This is a genomic window from Rhizobium sp. BK008, assembly GCF_014197345.1.
In the GTDB taxonomy this organism is placed as follows: Bacteria; Pseudomonadota; Alphaproteobacteria; order Rhizobiales; family Rhizobiaceae; genus Rhizobium; species Rhizobium anhuiense.
On sequence record NZ_JACIFK010000001.1, the window covers coordinates 422,808 to 436,615 of the forward strand.

Annotated in this window: 14 protein-coding genes; 6 read left to right on the plus strand and 8 right to left on the minus strand. The window is 61.4% G+C overall.

Going from position 1 to position 13,808, the window contains the following annotated elements:
* Window positions 1–9 precede the first annotated feature (9 nt).
* Window positions 10–1,020 (minus strand): AAA family ATPase, encoded by a 1,011-nt coding sequence (locus FHT69_RS01935; RefSeq protein ID WP_183904841.1) that lies wholly within the window; start codon window positions 1,018–1,020, stop codon window positions 10–12.
* A gap of 158 nt (window positions 1,021–1,178) precedes the next feature.
* Here FHT69_RS01935 and FHT69_RS01940 point away from each other — a divergent pair, with 158 nt between their 5' ends.
* Genes FHT69_RS01940 through FHT69_RS01950 form a run of 3 tightly spaced genes read left to right on the plus strand, consistent with a single transcriptional unit; the run spans window position 1,179 to window position 3,699 of the window.
* The gene (locus FHT69_RS01940) at window positions 1,179–1,802 is read left to right on the plus strand and encodes a DUF1285 domain-containing protein (RefSeq protein WP_183904842.1); all 624 of its coding nucleotides are present in this window, start codon (window positions 1,179–1,181) and stop codon (window positions 1,800–1,802) included.
* A complete protein-coding gene (locus tag FHT69_RS01945; protein ID WP_028757009.1) occupies window positions 1,799–2,449 on the plus strand; it encodes a CoA pyrophosphatase in 651 nt (216 codons plus the stop codon). The genes FHT69_RS01940 and FHT69_RS01945 overlap by 4 nt, the downstream gene beginning before the upstream one ends.
* On the plus strand, window positions 2,446–3,699 hold the full coding sequence (locus FHT69_RS01950) for a CCA tRNA nucleotidyltransferase (RefSeq protein ID WP_183904843.1): 1,254 nt from the start codon (window positions 2,446–2,448) through the stop codon (window positions 3,697–3,699). The genes FHT69_RS01945 and FHT69_RS01950 overlap by 4 nt, the downstream gene beginning before the upstream one ends.
* Before the next feature lie 66 nt (window positions 3,700–3,765).
* Here the strand turns inward: FHT69_RS01950 and FHT69_RS01955 are convergent, their stop codons facing one another.
* The 3 genes from FHT69_RS01955 to hemF all read right to left on the minus strand — a co-directional run bounded on the left by FHT69_RS01955 (window position 3,766) and on the right by hemF (window position 5,348).
* Window positions 3,766–3,951 (minus strand): DUF1059 domain-containing protein, encoded by a 186-nt coding sequence (locus FHT69_RS01955; RefSeq protein ID WP_010029983.1) that lies wholly within the window; start codon window positions 3,949–3,951, stop codon window positions 3,766–3,768.
* A 112-nt stretch (window positions 3,952–4,063) separates the two neighbouring features.
* Window positions 4,064–4,333, minus strand: a complete 270-nt coding sequence (locus FHT69_RS01960) for a hypothetical protein (protein WP_183904844.1) — start codon at window positions 4,331–4,333, stop codon at window positions 4,064–4,066.
* A 103-nt stretch (window positions 4,334–4,436) separates the two neighbouring features.
* Window positions 4,437–5,348, minus strand: coding sequence for an oxygen-dependent coproporphyrinogen oxidase (gene hemF / locus FHT69_RS01965; RefSeq protein WP_028757012.1), 912 nt, complete (start codon window positions 5,346–5,348; stop codon window positions 4,437–4,439).
* 177 nt (window positions 5,349–5,525) lie between these two features.
* On the opposite strand from hemF, the gene FHT69_RS01970 reads away from it, so the two are divergent.
* A complete protein-coding gene (locus tag FHT69_RS01970) occupies window positions 5,526–5,786 on the plus strand; it encodes a hypothetical protein (protein WP_017965345.1) in 261 nt (86 codons plus the stop codon).
* A gap of 3 nt (window positions 5,787–5,789) precedes the next feature.
* Here the strand turns inward: FHT69_RS01970 and FHT69_RS01975 are convergent, their stop codons facing one another.
* Together FHT69_RS01975 and FHT69_RS01980 are read right to left on the minus strand one after the other, a co-directional pair.
* A complete protein-coding gene (locus FHT69_RS01975) occupies window positions 5,790–7,436 on the minus strand; it encodes a Na/Pi cotransporter family protein (protein ID WP_183904845.1) in 1,647 nt (548 codons plus the stop codon).
* Window positions 7,437–7,652: 216 nt separating this feature from the next.
* The gene (locus FHT69_RS01980; RefSeq protein WP_183904846.1) at window positions 7,653–8,114 is read right to left on the minus strand and encodes a tRNA (cytidine(34)-2'-O)-methyltransferase; all 462 of its coding nucleotides are present in this window, start codon (window positions 8,112–8,114) and stop codon (window positions 7,653–7,655) included.
* A gap of 385 nt (window positions 8,115–8,499) precedes the next feature.
* On the opposite strand from FHT69_RS01980, the gene FHT69_RS01985 reads away from it, so the two are divergent.
* The gene (locus FHT69_RS01985) at window positions 8,500–10,356 is read left to right on the plus strand and encodes an ABC transporter ATP-binding protein (protein WP_028757015.1); all 1,857 of its coding nucleotides are present in this window, start codon (window positions 8,500–8,502) and stop codon (window positions 10,354–10,356) included.
* A gap of 87 nt (window positions 10,357–10,443) precedes the next feature.
* Here FHT69_RS01985 and FHT69_RS01990 read toward each other — a convergent pair whose 3' ends face one another.
* A complete protein-coding gene (locus FHT69_RS01990; protein WP_028757016.1) occupies window positions 10,444–10,674 on the minus strand; it encodes a CopG family ribbon-helix-helix protein in 231 nt (76 codons plus the stop codon).
* Window positions 10,675–10,836: 162 nt separating this feature from the next.
* On the opposite strand from FHT69_RS01990, the gene FHT69_RS01995 reads away from it, so the two are divergent.
* The gene (locus tag FHT69_RS01995; protein WP_097542077.1) at window positions 10,837–12,750 is read left to right on the plus strand and encodes an ABC transporter ATP-binding protein; all 1,914 of its coding nucleotides are present in this window, start codon (window positions 10,837–10,839) and stop codon (window positions 12,748–12,750) included.
* Here FHT69_RS01995 and FHT69_RS02000 read toward each other — a convergent pair.
* On the minus strand, window positions 12,706–13,638 hold the full coding sequence (locus tag FHT69_RS02000) for an endonuclease/exonuclease/phosphatase family protein (protein ID WP_097542078.1): 933 nt from the start codon (window positions 13,636–13,638) through the stop codon (window positions 12,706–12,708). The genes FHT69_RS01995 and FHT69_RS02000 overlap by 45 nt on opposite strands.
* Window positions 13,639–13,808: the final 170 nt, after the last annotated feature.

Consider the following 13,808-nt stretch of genomic DNA (forward strand, 5'->3'; position numbering starts at 1 on the left):
CCGGCTTCCTTATCCCTTTGCCTGCTTGACCAGTCCGGCGATGACGTCGCGCACCGACATGCCTTCGGCGCGGGCGGCGAAAGTCAGCGCCATGCGGTGCTGGAGAATGGGTTCGGCGAGCGCGAAAATATCGTCCAGAGACGGTGCGAGACGGCCTTCGTAAAGGGCGCGGGCACGTGCGCAGAGCATCATTGCCTGGCCGGCGCGCGGGCCCGGACCCCAGGCGACGTTCTTGTCGGTCGAGGCATTGCCCTGTCCGGGACGGGCCGAACGCACCAGCGCCAGGATGGCGTCGACAACCGTGTCGCTCACCGGCATCTGGCGCACCAGGGTCTGGATCTCGATCAACCGCTGCGCATCGATGATGGCTTCCGGCCGGGTTTCGCCCAGGCCCGTCGTTTCGAGCAGGATCTGCCGCTCAGCGGCAAGTTCGGGATAGTTGACGTCGACCTGCAGCAGGAAGCGGTCGAGCTGGGCTTCGGGCAGGGGATAGGTGCCTTCCTGCTCGAGCGGGTTCTGGGTGGCGAGCACATGGAAGGGCGCCGGCAGGTCATAGCGCTGGCCGGCGATCGTGATGTGATATTCCTGCATGGATTGCAGAAGAGCAGATTGGGTACGCGGCGAAGCGCGGTTGATCTCGTCGGCCATCAGAAGCTGGGCGAAGACCGGGCCCTTGACGAAACGGAAGGAGCGGCGTCCACTGTCGTCCTGGTCCATCACCTCGGAGCCGAGAATATCCGAGGGCATCAGATCCGGCGTGAACTGGATGCGGTTGGCGGCAAGGCCGAGCACCTCGCCGAGTGTCGTCACCAGCCTGGTCTTGGCAAGACCGGGAACGCCGACAAGCAGGGCATGGCCACCGGAGAGCACGGCGAGGATGGTGTTTTCGACGACGCTTTCCTGACCGAAGATCACCTTCGAGACTTCCGCGCGGATGGCGGCGATATCGGAGAGCGCTTTTTCGGCGGCGGCGACGATCGCCTTTTCATCGAGGCTGGCTTCGGTCTTCATCATACCCACGGGCATCTCCAACGGCTGAAATCATTCGGCAGCGAATCGGCGGACTTATACATGTGCCTCATACTCGATAGAGTTATGGAGATGAGACGGGCTGACAAGTTCGTTGCGAATGACTATCTCGTGACTTCACTTCGTTAAGGACAAACCGGGACGGAAGAATGGCAGCCCATGAAATCAGCGGACAGGCGGATGCGGCGGGACTTGCCGCACTGATTTCGCGTGCATCTGACGAAAGTGGCGGAGAAAAACGCGGCTTACCGCCGGTCGAGCGGTGGAATCCGCCTTTTTGCGGCGATATCGACATGGAAATCAGGGCCGACGGCACCTGGTTCTACATGGGCACGCCGATCGGCCGGCCGGCGCTGGTGCGGCTGTTTTCGACGGTTTTGAGGAAGGACGATGATAAGAAGACCTATCTCGTAACTCCTGTGGAAAAGGTCGGGATAAGGGTCGTCGACGCGCCCTTCACCGCCGTGGAGATGAGCGTGACGGACCGAGAGGGTCAGCAGGTGCTGACCTTCCGTACCAATGTCGGCGATGTCGTGGAGGCGGGAGGAGACCATCGGCTGCGTTTTGCCATTGCGGACGGCAACGCCGAACTGAAACCCTATCTGCATGTGCGCGGGCGGCTGGAGGCGCTGGTGTCGCGTGCGGTGATGTATGAACTGGTCGCGCTCGGCGAGACTTTCGACGTGGGAGGGCGCGCGATGTTTGCGATCCGCTCCGCGGGCGAGGTCTTCTCGGTCATGCCGGCCGACGAACTGGATGCGCTTTCCCGATGAATGATGCAATTACCCAACGTTATCCGCTGTTCTCAGCAGCCGAATTCCGTCGCCGTGCGCTCAACCAGAATGGCGGGCCGGTCGATCATGCTTGGCGCGATCACGGGGACCATATCCTCAACCCCGATATCGTCGCCGAAGTCGAAACCTTCAAGCTGCGCGACGCCGCCGTGCTGGTGCCCGTCGTCGACGACGGCGAGGAGGCGCAGGTGATCTTCACCAAGCGCACGGCGACGCTGCGCAAACATTCCGGGCAGATCGCCTTTCCCGGCGGTTCGATCGATCCTGCAGATGTCTCGCCCGAAATGGCGGCGATCCGCGAGACGGAAGAGGAGATCGGCCTGGCCGGTTCCTTCGTCGAAACCGTCGGTCGCTTGCCGAATTATCTTGCCTCGACGGGCTTCCGCATCACGCCTGTGCTCGGCGTCGTCACGCCGGGCTTCGCGCTGACGCTGAACCCGACCGAGGTGGACGACGTGTTCGAGGTGCCGCTTTCCTTCCTGATGGATCCTGCCAATCACACCCGCGACAGGCGTGTCATCGACGGGATCGACCGACATTTCTACCGCGTGCCCTATGAAACCAGAATGATCTGGGGCATCACCGCCGGCATCGTCCGCACGCTTTACGAAAGGCTTTATGCATGACCGGCCTTGCCGACCAAGCATGGTTCCGCGACCCGGCACTCGGCCGGATCTTCGCACTTCTCAACGCCGATGGCGGGGAAGGACGGGTGGTCGGCGGCGCGGTGCGCAACAGCCTGATGGACCTGCCGGTCAGCGATGTCGACATCGCCACGACGCTCAGACCGGAGGCGGTGATCGAGCGGGCAGCGGCGGCGGGCATCAAGGCGGTACCAACCGGCCTGCAGCACGGCACAGTGACGCTCGTGATCGACGGCAAACCCTTCGAGGTGACGACGCTTCGCACCGACCTCGAGACCGACGGACGCCATGCCAAGGTTGCTTTCAGCACCGACTGGAAGGCAGATGCCGAACGGCGGGATCTGACGATCAACGCGCTTTACGCCGATGCCGACGGCGAGGTGGTGGATCTCGTCGGCGGACTTGCCGACATTAAGACGCGCAACATCCGCTTCATCGGCGATGCCGCAAGGCGTATTGCCGAAGATCATTTGCGCATCCTGCGTTTTTTCCGCTTCTTTGCCTATTACGGGTCAGGACGGCCGGACGCCGAGGGGCTGAAGGCCTGTTCCGCAGCGCGTTCAAAACTGAAGATGCTTTCGGCAGAACGCGTCTGGTCGGAATTGCGAAAGCTGCTCGGTGCTGCCGATCCTGGCCGGGCGCTACTCTGGATGCGGCAGGTGGCCGTGTTGACGGAAATCCTGCCGGAATCGGAACGATGGGGCATCGATGCGATCCCATCGCTGATCACCACCGAAAAGGCGCTCGGCTGGACGCCCGATCCGTTGCTGCGCCTTGCGGCGATCGTGCCGCCTGACGCGGCGCGCGTGGAGGCGCTTGCGGCCCGGCTCAAGCTCTCGAATGCGGAAGCGGCCACTCTCAAGGCCTGGGCAATGGCAGCGCCCGTCAATGACGAGATGTCGCCGGCCGCCTTCGAAAGGCTGCTTTACCGCAACGGCGCCGACGGCATCACGACGCGGCTGAAGCTGGCGCTTGCGGTGGCACGCGGCAAGGCTGAAGGCGATTTCGACGAAATGGCGCGGTCGGCGCGGCTCATCAAGCTGCTGGACAAGGCAATGCATTGGAAGAAGCCGCAGTTTCCGCTGAACGGCGGCGACGTGATTTCGGCGGGAGTGGCGTCCGGCCCGCGCGTCGGCGAATTGCTTGCCGGCCTGGAAAACCAGTGGGTGGAGGAAAATTTCGCCTCCGACCGGGCGGAACTGCTCGTCCGGCTGCAGGAACGCGTGCAATAGGCAAAGCGGCGTCGCATCCGTCGGATGCGGCGGCTTTGGTCGTTGGTATCGATACTCGCCCAGCTATCAGGCGGCGGTCGCTTCGTCGCGGATGCGGGCCTTGATGTTATCAACCATGTTTTCGCGTATGGTCGTTTCGCCGTGGGCCGTCTTCAGGTGCTCGACGGCGCGGCGAACCACTTCTGCGTCATTATCCGCCCGGGTGTGCCAAGCGCAGCCGGGAACGAGCGTGCCGCATTCGAAAAGTCGCATGGTTTTCTCCTCTGTCTGAAACGCAACGCCCATCGCGCTTTCACGCGATTGATGAATGTGCGGAGGAGGAGAAGGTTCCGGCCGGCATAAGATGACGACCGGAAAAGGTCTTTCAGTCGGGCATCGCCCAGGCTTTGTAGGTATCCGAAAGCTGGCCGGGCATGTTGCTGTTGGCGGCCGCGGCTTCGTTCTGCAGCTGTTCCGGTGATTTCCCGCCGGCCAGTTGCAGCTTGACCTGCTCGATGAAGCAGGACAGCGGCAAATCCGAGCCGCTCTTGGCCCGCAGTTTCTCCGCGATGCGCGTCAAAAACTCGGATGTGTCGATCGTGCGGGATGTTTCCTGGACATCCGTGGACGTAGGCGAGTCACTTTGTATCGTCATGACAATCCTCCTCCGATTGTTACGCACATACATATAAAGTTAGGACGCGCTGAATTTTCGTGAAGGTCTATCAACTCGAATTTATCGATGAGATATCACAGTCTCACGGCCAACGGACGACGGGGGGCAGCGAGGAGAGAATGGATTCCACATTGCCGCCGGTCTTCAAGCCGAAGATCGTGCCGCGATCATACAGCAGATTGAATTCGACGTAGCGGCCCCGGCGGATCAATTGTTCGTCGCGATCGGCCTCTGTCCACAACTTGTTGAAGTTGGAGCGAACGATCTTCGGATAGACCATGGCGAAGGCCCGGCCGACATCGCGCGTGAAGGCGAAATCGGCGTTCCAGCCGCCGGCTTCCTCGCTCGAATGCAGCCAGTCGTAGAAGATGCCGCCGATGCCGCGGGCCTCATTGCGGTGCTTCAGGAAGAAATATTCGTCGCACCAGGCCTTGTAGGCATCGTAATCGGCGACGGCGTGATTGCGGCAGGCGATCTCCATCGCCTTGTGGAAGAGCTGGCTGTCCTCGTCCTCCTGGGTCCGGCGGCGCGACAGCACCGGCGTCAGGTCGGCGCCGCCGCCGAACCAGCGGCTTGATGTGACCACCATGCGGGTGTTCATATGCACGGCGGGAACGTTGGGGTTCACGGGGTGGGCGATCAGCGAGATGCCCGAGGCCCAGAAACGCGGATCATCCTTGGCACCTGGTATCTGCGTCCGGAAATCCGGGGAGAATTCGCCGTGAACGGTGGAGGTGTGGACGCCGACCTTTTCGAAGACGCGGCCTTCCATCATCGACATCCGGCCACCGCCGCCGGCGCCGTTTTCGCGTGACCAGTCCTTGGCGACGAAGCGGCCGGGTTCCTGGTCGGAGAGCGGCCCTTCCAATTCGTCTTCGATGGCTTCGAAAGAGGCGCAGATCGTATCGCGCAATCCCTCGAACCAATTGCGGGCGGCAGCCTTCTTCTCTTCGATATCGTCAGGCAAGCCGATCGGCAGTTCCGGTCTTTCCATTTGCGCCTCCGGCGGTCACATCCGCTGTGGAGGCGACTCGCTCATTCTTGATTGCGCGCCATGATTAGCAGTTGGCGCAGCATCTCGCCAAGCGTGGCCAAGCACGGCTGGGCGCTTCCAAGATTCGACTCGCAAATCAAGTATTTCGATACTACCTTTTCCCAAGAGGTAGGTTAGATGAAAAAAGTTCCAGGACCTCCATCCTTCGATGGGCTGAAGCGCAGGATAGCGAGACATCGGGCGGAAAATCCTCCGCGCAAGAAGGACCATTTCGTGCGTGAGACATATTGCCTCGGCCTCATGGACGCGCGGGCCAAGGCGCGCGAATGGTTCGACGAATATCCGAAAGCCGCCTACTGGACCGAGGTGGAAAGCTGGCGCCAGCTCGACGGCGACCAGATCGAATTCACCATGCGCCGCCTGCCTTCGGCCGACTGATCGTCACTTCGCAGTGGTGCGTACGCGGCTTTCGATCAAGAGGCCGCTTTCATCCATGATTGGATGCGCGACGGAGACGATGTGGGCGTTGATGCGCTTCAGGTCGCGCAGCATGTCGAGATGCAGCGAACTCGTCTGCAGGCTGTCGGCGCGGCCATCGCGCAGACGTTCGAGGTGGCGCTCGGCAGATTGTTTTTCCATCCGGCGCACCTCGACCTTCACCTCCATCATCTGACGCGCGAGATTGAAATCGCGGGTGACGAAGATCGTCTGGGCGACGCGCAGATTGTCGATCGTCAGATCGAACAACTTGCGCAGTTCCTGATGACCGTCCTCGGAGAATTTCAGGCCAAGCGAGATCTTCTTCGTCACCTGCTCCAACAGGCCCTTCTCGATGATGTCGCCCATATGTTCGAGGTTGATCGCATAGTCGATGACGACGATCGAGCGGCGGGCGTTCTCATCGCTGAGACCCTCGCGGCCAAGTCTGGAGAGATAGACCTTCACTGCCTGCTGCAGTCGGTCGACGCGCTCTTCGAGGGCGGGGATCTCGGCAAGCTTGGATGCGTCGTTGCGCTCGAAGGCTTCGGAGACCCGGATCAGCATGCGCTCGATCAGGTCGCCGACTCCGAGCACTTCGCGGGTGGCGCTGGCGAGGGCCACGACCGGCGTCGAAAGCTCCTGCGCATCCAGATATTTCGGGGCACTGTCAGGCTCGGCCTGATCCGGCACCAGCCTGGCCATCAGGGCGGCGAGCGGCCTGGAGAATGGCCAGGCAACTGCTGCCAGCAGAAGGTTGAAGGTAAGATGCGCATCGACCGGCAGCTTGGCCGGGCCAAAGGGCAGCATCTGGATGAGTTCCGCACCGTAGCCCGCCAGCGGCAGGGCGATGAGACAGCCGAGCGTGCGGATGGCGAGATTGCCGAGAGTGACGCGCCGCGCCGAAGCCGGGCCGGATAATGTCGCGACGACAGGCGGTATCGCACCGCCGAGATTGGCGCCGAGCACGAGCACGATGACGAGTTCGGCAGAGACCACGCCGGCCGAGGCAAGCGACAGGATGAGCACCACCACCGCAAGGCTCGACGAGGACGCAAAGGCGAGTGCCGCCGAGACGATCATTGCCACGGGCAGGGCGCCGTCCAGCAGGCCGATGAAGGCCGCAAGGGCGGGAGAGGCGCGCATGGGCTCCGTCGCAAGGCCGAGAAGGTGCAGCGACAGCAGCATCAGCCCGATGCCGATCAGCGCCGTGCCGCCGCCCTGGCTGGTGCTGGAGCGGCCGCGGTAAAGCACGATGCCGGCGAGGATCAGAAGCGGGGAAAGCCATTCGATGCCGGTGGCGACGATCCAGGCTGTGATCGCGGTACCGACATTGGCGCCGAGCAGAACGATCTGCGCCATGCGCGGCTTGATCAGGTCACGTTCGACGAAGGAGGCGGTCATCAGCGCCGTTGCCGTCGAACTCTGCAGCGCGACCGTTGCAACGAGACCCGACAGGAAAGAACGAAGACTGCCGCGCGTACCGGTCGCCAGACCCGTTCTGAGGCGGGCTCCGAAGGCTCTGGATACGCCATCCTTTACCTGCGCGAGGCCGAACAGCAGCAGAGCCACGGCGCCGAACAGGTTGATCATGATGATTGTGGAGTCCATTTTGTTGTTTTTATTCTTCTTTCACAGATCTGGAGAAGTGCTGCTTTCCTCGCATAGCTATTCCAACTTATTGGAATCATGGAGGCCAATATTGAATTTTTGATTGCCCGGCTAATAAATATACGCGGGTTTCACAGATAGACAACGCTATTTTGCGACATATTCTGGAGCGGATCGGCAATTCCGCAGGCTTTGCTCCGCCGGCGCCCGCGTTCGTCAGGTCCAGACGGTTTGGCGCATTGCCTCGCCGACGATCATGGCGGCCGAAACAGCGACGTTGATCGAACGCTGGCCGTCGACCATTGGGATCAGGATGCGTGCATCGGCTGCTTCATGGACCTGATCCGGCACGCCGGCGCTTTCGCGGCCGAAGAGCAGGATATCGTCCGGGCGGAAGGCAAAATCAGTGTAGCGCTCCGCCGCCTTGGTCGAGGCGAGGATCAGGCGGCGGCCGGTGGTCAGACGCCACACTTCGAAGCGGTCCCAATTGACATGGCGGGTGAGGGCCGCGGCGGCGATATAATCCATGCCGGCCCGTTTCAGGTTGCGGTCGGACACATCGAAGCCGGCGGGCTCGATCAAATCGACCGCGAAGCCAAGGCAGGCGGCAAGGCGCAGGATCGTGCCGGTATTGCCAGGAATATCCGGCTGATAGAGTGCCAGTCTGAGTAAAGTCATGATGCGCCGTCTTTCCGCTTTCGCCGTCAAAGGCCTAATGCAACTGTGATTTCGGCGCAACAGGGCGCGTTTTGACCAGGAAACGTTCAATTTACGGCAATAGAGGGCTGGAATTTTCGCGGTTTTCGCGTTATCCATGCCTATCTTCAATCGCCAGCAGGGAGGGTCACATGAATATTTTGCTCGATATGCGCCTTCCCGCCGTGATGCCGATTAAGGCGACACGCCGCCGCTAGTGCGCATTTCTTTCTGAAATCCCCCCTTTTGATCCATTGTGCGGCTGTTTCGGCCTCGCCGCTTGAACGTTCGGTTCCCATATGTGCTTGCATGGCGCTGGGATGGCGCGAAGCCGGGAGCCGAAACGCTGACGTTTCGGAGCAATTTCATGTTTGGCTGGTTCGAACAGCGACTCAATCCCTTTCCGAGCGAGGAGCCTGTCGCCCCGCCGAAGGGTCTCTTTGCCTTCTGCTGGCATTACAGCAAGCCGGCAGCCCCCTGGCTCGGCCTGATGGCGCTGCTGACAGCGCTGATCGCCGTCGGCGAAGTGGCGCTGTTCCAGTTCCTGGGCGACATCGTCGACTGGCTGACCAATGCCGACCGCGCCACCTTCCTGCAGACGGAGGGTCACAAGCTTTTCTGGATGGCGGCGCTTGTGCTGGTCGGTCTGCCGCTGACGGCGGGGCTCGATTCTCTCATCATGCATCAGATGATGCTCGGCAATTATCCGATGATCGCACGCTGGCAGATGCACCGCTTCCTGCTGCGCCACAGCATGTCGTTCTTCGCCAACGAGTTTGCCGGGCGTGTCGCCACCAAGGTGATGCAGACGTCGCTCGCCGTGCGCGAGACGGTGATGAAGATCCTCGACGTCTTCGTCTATGTCGTGACGTACTTCCTGACGATGATCATCGTCATCGCAGCGGCCGACTGGCGGCTGATGATCCCGATCCTCGTCTGGCTCGCCGTCTATATCAGCATCGTCGCCTATTTCGTGCCACGGCTTCGCAAGATCGCGGCCGCCCAGGCGGATGCGCGCTCGATGATGACGGGGCGCGTGGTCGACAGCTATACGAATATCGCCACCGTCAAGCTGTTTTCGCATGCGGGCCGCGAGGAGGTCTATGCCAAGGAGGGCATGGATGAGTTCCTGCAGACCGTGCACAAGCAGATGCGAAAGGTGACGCTCTTCCACATCAGCGTCTATCTGAACAACTGCGTTGCGCTCTTCGTCATTTCGGGCCTGTCGATCTGGTTCTGGCTGAACGGAGCGATCTCCGTCGGTGCCATCGCCATCGCCATTGGTCTTGCCATGCGCGTCAACGGCATGTCGCAATGGATCATGTGGGAAGTCTCGGCGCTGTTCGAGAATATCGGCACGGTCTATGACGGCATGGAGATGATGAGCAAGCAACACGACATCGTCGACAAGCCGGGTGCGCCCACCTTGACGGCGAAGAAGGGCGCGATCCACTACGACCGCATCCGCTTCCACTACGGCAAGAGCAAGGGTGTCATCGACAATCTGTCGCTCGACATCAAGGCGGGCGAGAAGGTCGGCCTGGTCGGCCGCTCCGGCGCCGGTAAGACGACGCTGATGAACCTGCTGCTGCGCTTCTACGACCTGGAGGCCGGCCGCATCACCATCGACGGGCAGGACATCGCCGGCGTCTCGCAGGAAAGCCTGCGCTCGCTGATCGGCGTGGTGACGCAGGATACGTCGCTGCTGCATCGCTCGATCCGCGACAACATCGCCTATGGCCGTCCCGATGCCTCGGACGTCGAGATAATCGAGGCCGCCAAACGTGCGAATGCCTGGGAGTTCATCGAAGGCCTCGTCGACATGCAGGGCCGCGAGGGGCTCGACGCGCAGGTCGGCGAACGCGGCGTCAAGCTGTCTGGCGGTCAGCGGCAGCGCATCGCGATCGCCCGCGTTTTCCTGAAGGACGCGCCGATCCTGGTGCTCGACGAGGCAACTTCGGCGCTCGATTCGGAAGTCGAAGCGGCAATCCAGGAGAACCTCTTTGCCCTGATGGAGGGCAAGACGGTGATCGCGATCGCCCACCGGCTTTCGACGCTGACGGAGATGGACCGGCTGATCGTGCTCGACAAGGGCCGGATCATCGAGGCCGGCTCGCACAGCGAACTGATCGAGGGCGGCGGTATCTATGCCGACCTCTGGAACCGCCAGTCCGGCGGCTTCCTCTCCGATCACGCCGAGGAAGCGGAAGAGGCTGCGGAATAAGATGAAAGAGGCCCTCCCTGCGAAAGCGGGGAGGGCCTCTTGAATTCTCAGGGTCGCTTCGAATTTGCCGGCGCGGTTGCTATCCGTTCAAAGGCTGTCGGCCCAGTCGATCGCGCGGTGATGTTCGATCAGGACGATGGTGTTGGCGGCGGCGATCGTGCGCAGCGCCGTGATGCGGCGGCGCTCCTCCTGGTCGATCCAGGCGGTGATGGCCTCGGTGACGATTTCGTCGCGCGGCTGCGCCAGGTCGATGGCCAGGGCGTCCAGCCTCTCTGCAAGCGGAAGCGGAATATGCGCATCGAGCATTTTCGTTTCCATGGACCTTCTCTCCGGTGACACGCGATCGTAACGTCAGATTGTGACGGGTTCGGGGGCAGTCAATGGCGATGCCGCCGATGTTATCGTTTATTACAAAAATATAAGATTGCGTCCGCTTTTCATTCTCTTTGCCGCTCCCCTCAATCCGCCTATATCGCTTCTATGTTCCTGCGCCCCATCCTCCGCCTGTTCGAAACCTGGATCGATCCGTTCCGTCCACGCGCCAATCTCCAGCCGCCGCGCTCGACGCTCGGCTTCGTCTGGTTCTATATCGGCCAGGCGAGGATGCCGTTCATCGCCATGCTCGTTCTCGGCGGGACATCGGCGGCAATCGAGGCGGCGCTCTTCTGGTTCGTCGGCCGGCTGGTCGATATCCTCGGCAGTATCAAGCCCGGCGCCGGCTGGAGCGGACTTCTCGCAGCCCATGGCGGCGAACTGTTCGGCATGCTCGCCCTCATCGGGGTCGTGCGCTTCGTCGTCGCCTTCCTGATCGCGCTCGTCGATCAGCAGGTGATCACGCCTGGTTTCTATAATCTAGCACGCTGGCAGTCCTATCTCCATGTCTCCCGCCAGTCTTTATCGTTCTTTCAGAGCGATTTCTCCGGACGTATCGTCACCAAGGTCTGGTCGGCCGGGCAGGCAACCGGCGATCTCGTCACCTCGCTGATGGAAAGCGTCTGGTTCGTCGGCATCTATGCCGTAACGACGCTGGTGCTCGTCGCCCGGCTGGACTTCTCCCTTGCCGCCGTCGTGCTGTTCTGGCTTGGCGCCTTCAGCCTGCTTGCCCGCCACTTCGTTCCGCGAATTCGCCATCATTCCCGCGAAACGGCGGAAGCCGGATCGATGCTGAATGGCCGGATGGTCGATTCCTACAGCAACATGCAGACGCTGAAGCTGTTTGCGCGCGATGAGGAGAGCGACCGCTATATGCGGCAGGGCTTCGATATCTATCAGGATACGGTGCTGCGTTTCACGCGGTTCATCACTGGTGTCAGGGCCTCCATGGCGCTGCTCTCCGGCCTGATGATCGTGACGATGGCGGGGCTGAGCGTCGACTTGTGGCTGCGCGGCCTGGTCAGTTCCGGTGCTGTGGCATTCTCGTTGGCGCTGGTGCTCCGGCTGAATTTCCTGCTCGGACGGCTGATGACGCAGTTCAACGGCATCATGCGCAATCTCGGCACCATCCAGAACGCCGCCGAACTGATCTCGCAGCCGCTGGGGCTCGTCGACCGGGCCGATGCCAAAAACCTGGTGATCCGCCATCCCGGCATCCGCTTCGACAATGTTTCCTTCCGCTACGGCAAGGGTCATCAGCCGGTCGTCGAGAATTTCTCTCTGACCATCCGACCGGGCGAAAAGGTCGGAATCGTCGGCCGTTCGGGCGCGGGGAAGTCGACCCTGATGAACCTGCTTCTAAGGCTCTACGACATCCAGGACGGCCGCATTCTCATCGACGGCCAGGATATTGCAGCCGTGACGCAGGAATCGCTCAGGATGCAGATCGGCGTCGTCAGCCAGGACACTTCGCTGCTGCACCGTTCGGTGCGTGACAATATCCTGTTCGGACGGCCGGATGCCGGCGAGGAGGGGCTGGTCGAGGCGGCCAAGCGCGCCGAAGCCATCGACTTCATCGCCCGCCTGCAGGATCAGCAGGGCCGCAGAGGTTTCGATGCGCATGTCGGAGAGCGCGGTGTCAAACTGTCTGGCGGGCAGCGCCAGCGCATCGCCATTGCCCGCGTCATGCTGAAGGATGCCCCGATCCTTGTTCTCGACGAGGCGACGTCGGCGCTCGATTCGGAAGTGGAGGAAGCGATCCAGTCCAATCTCCACCGGATCATGGAAGGCAAGACGGTGCTTGCGATCGCCCATCGGCTGTCGACGATCGCCGCACTCGACCGGCTGATCGTCGTCGATCTCGGCCGGATCATCGAGGAGGGCAGCCATGACGAACTGCTTCGCCGCGGCGGGCTCTATGCCGAACTTTGGGCACGCCAGTCCGGCGGCTTCCTCGCGACGGACGAGGATGTGGGCTCAAGGGTCGACGACGAATTCCGCCATGAGGCCAAAATGGTTTGATCCGAAACTGTCCTCGATGCGGCGGACCGATTTCAGCCGCAGGGGCGCCCTGCTGAAGATATGATCGATCGGAATGCCCAAAGCACCGGCGCGGATTGGCCATGTCGCCGGCTCCAGCGATGCCGTGCCCAGGCCCTGGCTGCGCATGAGATACTGCACGTCGGGCGCCAGAATCGACGTATTGAAATCACCGGCAAGAACGAGCGGTCCCGGCAGGGAAGGGATAATCTCCGCGAGGTCTGCGATCTCAAGGCCGTGGAATTCGTCGTAATAGGGTTTGGTCAGGTGCGCGGCGAGGAAATTGACCTTCTGGCCGTCGAAATCGATCGTCGAGATCGTCAGCCGGTTGCGCCATAGGAGCCCGAGGCTGCGGATACGAGGTTCGATAAGCGGGCGCTTCGACAGGACCAGCGTATCGCATTGCTCCATGCCGACACCGCAGCCGATGTAATAAGGGTAGGTCTTCAACAGCCGCGGCAATTCCGACAGCAGCGGTTCGGCCTCCAGGATGTTGACGACGTCGGCGCCTGAGGCAATGGCCATGTCGGCGATCGCTGCCCCGTTCGCGAAATTATCGTTCTCGATATTGAAGGACATCAGCTTGAAGAGGACCGGGCGGCTTTGATCGACCGCGGGCTCGACGAATTCGCGCATCATCACGGCGCCGTGGACGGCAAGAACCAGCGATACGCCGAGCGTCAGAAACCCATACCAGTGCCGCTTGACGAGAAGGGCCGCGATCGAGGCGGCCGCCGCGGCCGCCGCCAGATGGAGCTGGAAGCTGTAAAAGAAGGAAAGCAGGTAGAAATCTTTGACATAGCGCAGAGAGACGATGGCGAGGACGAGGGTGGTGAGGACGCTCAATACGCAAAAAATCGTGTCTCTCATCCGCTCCGGTCCGGCTCGCTGGCGTGGTTGTGACTGCGCCTATCACGCCGGCTTTTTTGTTGCAATGCAACATAATGGCGAGCGCGTGTTTGCCTTAAAAAATTCATCCGAAATTTCCCGCGACATTGTGCCCTCATCCCCTTGTCAAGGCTGGACATAATTTGCGATCA